The organism is Vibrio sp. D173a, from assembly GCF_030248475.1.
Genome location: NZ_JAHGAH010001300.1, coordinates 1 through 650 on the forward strand (window position 1 = coordinate 1; position 650 = coordinate 650).

A 650-nucleotide genomic window follows, 5' to 3' on the forward strand; every position below is an offset into this window, starting at 1 on the left:
CGCACACCCATCAGGCACTATGGGTGAAGACCCGCAAGGCATTCCAAACAACTTAATGCCATTTATCGCTCAAGTGGCCGTCGGTCGCCGTGAGAAGTTAGCGGTATTTGGTAACGATTACCCAACTCCAGATGGTACAGGCGTTCGTGATTACATCCACGTAATGGACTTAGCCGATGGCCACGTTGCAGCACTAAAAGCAGTAGGCGAGAAAGCGGGTTTGCATATCTACAACCTAGGCACAGGTAAAGGCTCAAGTGTTCTAGAGATGGTAGAAGCCTTTGCAAAAGCCTCTGGTAAGCCAGTCCCTTATGAGATTTGTCCACGTCGCCCGGGTGATATTGCTGAGTGCTGGGCAAGTACTGAAAAAGCCGAGCGAGATCTAGGTTGGAAAGCGACACGCAGTGTTGATGAAATGACGGCGGATACGTGGAAGTGGCAGTCGAATAACCCCAATGGTTACTAACTTGATGTAATTGAAAGCTGCAACTCCAACTTCTTTGGGGAATGCAGAGGTAAGAGATTAGAAAAGAGAGATTCCAGATATCTCGTACCTCGATTCTGGAATGACGGATGAGTTAAAGGTTATTGAGCGCTATAGGCTATTAGCTGATGCACCGCACCATAAAGCTCTGGAAAAACGCTAAACA

1 protein-coding gene is annotated in these 650 nt (G+C 47.8%); it reads left to right on the plus strand.

Going from position 1 to position 650, the window contains the following annotated elements:
* On the plus strand, positions 1–466 hold a 466-nt coding region (locus tag KIV40_RS32970), incomplete at its 5' end, for a GDP-mannose 4,6-dehydratase (protein WP_285353587.1).
* Positions 467–650 lie beyond the last annotated feature (184 nt).